This is a genomic window from Arthrobacter sp. Hiyo1, from assembly GCF_001263615.2.
Lineage (GTDB): Bacteria > Actinomycetota > Actinomycetes > Actinomycetales > Micrococcaceae > Arthrobacter.
Genome location: NZ_DF952473.1, coordinates 137,350 through 140,522, shown reverse-complemented (window position 1 = coordinate 140,522; position 3,173 = coordinate 137,350). Strand labels below are relative to the sequence as shown.

The 3,173-nt window shown below is 62.1% G+C and carries 5 protein-coding genes; all 5 read left to right on the top strand.

The features are described from left to right. Positions 1-492, top strand: a 492-nt coding sequence (locus AHiyo1_RS16140) for a helix-turn-helix transcriptional regulator (RefSeq protein WP_148667629.1), incomplete at its 5' end; no start/stop codon positions are given. 20 nt (positions 493-512) lie between these two features. Further along, complete coding sequence (locus AHiyo1_RS16135) at positions 513-863, top strand: hypothetical protein (protein ID WP_059389228.1); 351 nt, start codon at positions 513-515, stop codon at positions 861-863. Positions 864-895: 32 nt separating this feature from the next. Beyond that, the gene (gene tatA, locus AHiyo1_RS16130) at positions 896-1,162 is read left to right on the top strand and encodes a Sec-independent protein translocase subunit TatA (RefSeq protein ID WP_059389227.1); all 267 of its coding nucleotides are present in this window, start codon (positions 896-898) and stop codon (positions 1,160-1,162) included. Positions 1,163-1,210: 48 nt separating this feature from the next. Continuing rightward, positions 1,211-2,005, top strand: coding sequence for a twin-arginine translocase subunit TatC (gene tatC / locus AHiyo1_RS16125; protein ID WP_059389226.1), 795 nt, complete (start codon positions 1,211-1,213; stop codon positions 2,003-2,005). 24 nt (positions 2,006-2,029) lie between these two features. Then, on the top strand, positions 2,030-3,173 hold a 1,144-nt coding region (locus AHiyo1_RS16120), incomplete at its 3' end, for a DEAD/DEAH box helicase (RefSeq protein WP_148667628.1).

The following is a 3,173-nucleotide window of genomic DNA, read 5'->3' as shown; positions in this document are numbered from 1 at the left end:
GGCCGCCAATTGCGGCTTCGCTACCTGTCGCAGCAGCACGACTCCGTGTCCCAACGGGACGTCGACCCTTTCCGGCTTTATTCCTTGGACAACACCTGGTACTTCGAGGCGTACTGCCACAGCAAAGCCGGGCTGCGGAACTTCCGCCTGGACCGCATCGAGGAGATCGCGCCCAACGGCCGTTCCGTTTCCAAGAGCGCAAGCACCGAGGAGGGCGTCCCGGTGAAGCTGTACACACCGAACGACGAGGACGTGGTGGTCGTGCTCCAGCTGACCCGGCAAGGCGCGGGGCTGGCGGATGACTATTATGCGGAACGGACGGCCGTGCTTCCCGACGGCGGCTTGCTTGCCGAGGTCCGGTTCGGAAATGCGGACTGGTTGCCGATGTTTGTCGCACAGCACGGCGGTGCGGCCCGCATACTAGCGCCAGAGGGGCTTGCCGACGCCTCGGTCGCCTGGCTGGCTGCCGCACTTGCGCAGTACAAGCAATGAAGGCTGGTTAGACTACTCAGATGCCTTGGTGGTCCTGGATCCTTTTATGGCTCGCGCTGATCGCGGTGTCGCTGCTTTGCTACGTCCTGTTGGGCGTCCGGCTTTTCCGGAAGTTCATGGCCACGGTGCGTGAATTGAGTGCCGCAGGGGAGCGGCTGGGGCACCGCACGCACCTTCCCGAACGCCCCGACGACGACGGCGAGTCTCCAGTGAAAGTGTTCGGTGCGGCCGTTTTTGCCTCACCGGAACAGATGCGTCATGATTACGTGACGGCCAAGGCCTCCCGCCAGGAAGTGCGTCGCCAGAAGCGCGTTAAGCGCAAAGCGGAACGGGGCCAACCCCAGTCTCTGCACGACATCGATTTCAGTTAGACGTAGGATGTATTCCAACGAAAGGACTTCCCGTGGGACGACTATTTGATGGCCCTTGGCCAATTGTCATTATCATCATCGTGGCCCTGCTGCTCTTCGCGGCACCCAAGCTGCCTGCCATGGCCCGCAGCCTCGGCCAATCGATGCGCATCATCAGATCCGAAGTCAAGGAAATGAAGAACGACGGCAAGCCGGCGGCCAAGGACGACACGGACCCCGTTGAAGGCAAAGTGGTCAACCACCCCGAAGCGAACAAGAGCGGCAACGACACCGACGTTCCGCCTGCAAGCCGTAGCTAAGCAGTAGTGGCAACGAAGACGGGCCGCAAAGCCAACCCCGAAGGGCGGATGGCGCTCCTAGACCACCTGAGGGAGCTTAAGAACCGGCTGATCAAGTCTGCCATCGGCATTCTCCTAGGCGCCGTGGCAGGGTGGTTCCTCTATGAGCCGGTAGTCAACAGCCTGTCGGATCCATTGGTCAAGATCGCGCAGGAGACCAAACGCACCGCGGTCCTGAACTTCGCTAGCGTGGCCGATCCCTTCGACTTCAAGCTCCGCATTGCTATCCAGATCGGCCTGGTACTCTCAAGCCCTATCTGGATCTACCAGGTCTGGGCATTCATCACTCCCGGCCTGACCAAGAAGGAACGCCGGTACACGCTCGGGTACATGGCCGCCGCTGTGCCATTGTTCCTGGTTGGCGTGTACGTCGCCTGGCTGGTGATTCCGAACGTCGTGCGGGCACTGCTGCAGTTCACTCCACAAAACGGTGCCAACAACATCGACGCTTCCCAGTACTTGACGTTCGCTACGCACATGCTTCTTTTCCTGGGTATCGCCTTCCTGGTACCGGTGGTGCTGGTGGGCGTCAACATGGCGGGCGTCTTGAGCGGCAGGACCATCCTCAAGGCCTGGCGCATCACGGTCTTTCTCGTGTTTGTCCTGGCAGCGGTTGCCGCGCCCGGTGCGGACGCGCTGTCAATGTTCATGCTTGCCGGCCCGCTCCTGGTGCTGTTCTTCGCCGCGATTGGTCTCTGCATGCTGAACGACAAACGTCGCGCCCGCCAGCAGTCGAAGATTGCCGCCGAGACGGAAGCCACGGCCGACCTCGCCACACCCGCCTCCGATCTGGAGAACCTGTAGTCCCACGGCCACTAGGCTTGAAGCATGTCCTCCAATTCAGGGGCCCTTTCGCCCTCAGAAGCCTTTCAAGCAGCAGCGCAACGGAGTGCCGAGTCGAAAACTTATCTTGGCACCTTTGCCCAGTCGCTGGAGTTCGAGCTTGACCCTTTCCAGCGTGACGCGTGCCGTTCGCTCCAGGAAGGCAAGGGAGTACTCGTGGCGGCGCCCACGGGGGCCGGGAAGACAATCGTCGGCGAGTTCGCCATCTACTTGGCCCTCGAACGCGGGCTCAAGGCGTTCTACACGACGCCGATCAAAGCGCTGAGCAACCAGAAGTTCTCCGAGCTATCGGCGAAGTACGGTGCCTCAAGCGTGGGACTGCTGACCGGCGACACCACCATCAACGGCGAGGCTCCGATCGTGGTGATGACCACTGAAGTCCTGAGGAACATGCTGTATGCCGATTCGGACACCTTGGGGGACCTTGGCTACGTCGTTATGGATGAGGTGCACTACCTGGCAGACCGCTTCCGCGGCGCAGTCTGGGAAGAAGTGATCATCCACCTGCCCAGCGAAGTGCAAGTGGTTTCCTTGAGCGCCACGGTGTCCAACGCGGAAGAGTTCGGCGCGTGGCTGGACACGGTGCGTGGACACACCGACGTGATTGTCTCCGAACACCGTCCCGTCCCCTTGTGGCAGCACGTCATGGTGGGGCGTGAAATCGTTGATCTCTTCGCGGGGGATACCACCTTTGACGAGATCGCTCCGGAGGCAGCAGACGGCGAAGGATCCGTGCCGGAGCCAGTCCGGGAGCCCGACAGGAACCCCCCGCAAAGGGAATTCGAGGTCAACCCGGAGTTGCTTTCCATGGCACGGGCGGAAAGCCAGATGAACTTCCGCGGCCGCTTTGGCCATGGCGGACGCAGCCGCCGGCGGCAGGACCGCCAGCGTGACAACACAGCCAGTGAGCAGCGCAGCCCGGTGCGCAAGGCCAGCCGGCCCCAGATCATTGCGAGCCTGGACCGTCAAGGACTGCTTCCGGCCATTACCTTCATCTTCTCCCGCGCCGGTTGCGACGGAGCTGTTGCGCAGTGTGCCGCGGCCGGGCTGTGGCTCACGACCGAGCGCGAACAGCAGATCATTGCGTCCCGGGTGGACGAGGCGAGCCGGGAGATTCCCGCCGACGACC

Excerpts from the sequence above, each read along its gene's own strand:
- AHiyo1_RS16135 (WP_059389228.1), top strand. The coding sequence starts at position 513 with ATGCCTTGGTGGTCCTGGATCCTTTTATGGCTCGCGCTGATCGCGGTG.
- tatC (WP_059389226.1), top strand. The coding sequence starts at position 1,211 with ATGGCGCTCCTAGACCACCTGAGGGAGCTTAAGAACCGGCTGATCAAG.